Source organism: Pseudonocardia nigra (genome assembly GCF_019396355.1).
GTDB classification, from domain to species: Bacteria; Actinomycetota; Actinomycetes; order Mycobacteriales; family Pseudonocardiaceae; genus Pseudonocardia; species Pseudonocardia nigra.
The window spans coordinates 1-945 of the sequence record NZ_JAHKRK010000515.1 but is presented as its reverse complement, the minus strand read 5'-3'; the positions used below and the strand labels follow the sequence as shown (position 1 = coordinate 945).

The 945-nt window shown below is 65.6% G+C and carries 1 protein-coding gene; it reads right to left on the bottom strand.

All coding sequences use genetic code 11. From position 1 onward, the window contains the following. Window positions 1-51: 51 nt before the first annotated feature. Window positions 52-300: a hypothetical protein gene (locus KME75_RS41955; protein WP_219420610.1), complete on the bottom strand. Its 249-nt coding sequence runs from the start codon at window positions 298-300 to the stop codon at window positions 52-54. Between the last annotated feature and the right edge of the window lie 645 nt (window positions 301-945).

The following is a 945-nucleotide window of genomic DNA, read 5'->3' as shown; positions in this document are numbered from 1 at the left end:
CTCCACCTACCGGAGCTCCGTTGCCCACCCGCCGTGACACGCCGACGATCATCAATCCGTCCGCGAATGATCAACCCTGCGCGGCGAACGCCTCCTCACCCGCCATGTCGATCTTGAAACGACCGTGCCCCGCACCCGGTCCCACGCAACCACGAGAAAGAACGGGTCATAGACGAGGTTGTGAAGATCATCGAAGCACCGACCGGGATCGGTCTTCGCCCAATGGTGCAGCTTCCTCTGCATCGCGAGTACCCGGACTTCGGCCTCGTCGAGGTCGGGCCACGGATCGCCGATATTCACCAGCGCACTCCTCGTCCTGCATCCCTGCTGCGAACACGCTGGACCCCTTCGCCATGTGACCGGCTTTCCCGGCCTCGGACTACTACGGGCCCTCCGCCCCACCCCGACGGCATCGGCCGACGACGCGCCTTCCACCACACCGCAGGCGACGGTGCGGGTCGGGGACCGCCGGGATGATTCCCACGTTCACTGCTGATCCGATCGACGGGGTCGGCGCCCAGCTATGCCCCTGCAACATCGCCACGGCTACGCCGCAGACCTTCACCATGGCCTCCCGACCGGCGACATCACCCAGCCCGGGAGTTCCCCGCACGACAACATCAACGACCACGTCTCCGTCGTCGTGCGGGTGTGCGCTGCTGGCCAGCCCAGATCCGCCAGGTTCGAGCTGGTGGGTAGCTCGAGGGGCGTTCAGCCGCTGGTTTCTCACGTACGCCTTTCCGTCTCGCTTGCCGAGCCCGAACCATCTGGCAGTACTGGCCCGTCTCGTCGTTGTCGGGGCCGCTTCCACCCTCCCCGGCGTAAGCATTCAGCCCGATCTTGAGCGTGACCTCGTGTCGGGGTCAGTGTGATCTTGGCGGCAGTGGCGTGTCGATCACGAATGATCGGCTGGTCTGCGGTGTGATCTTGGGGTGTCCGAGCCGG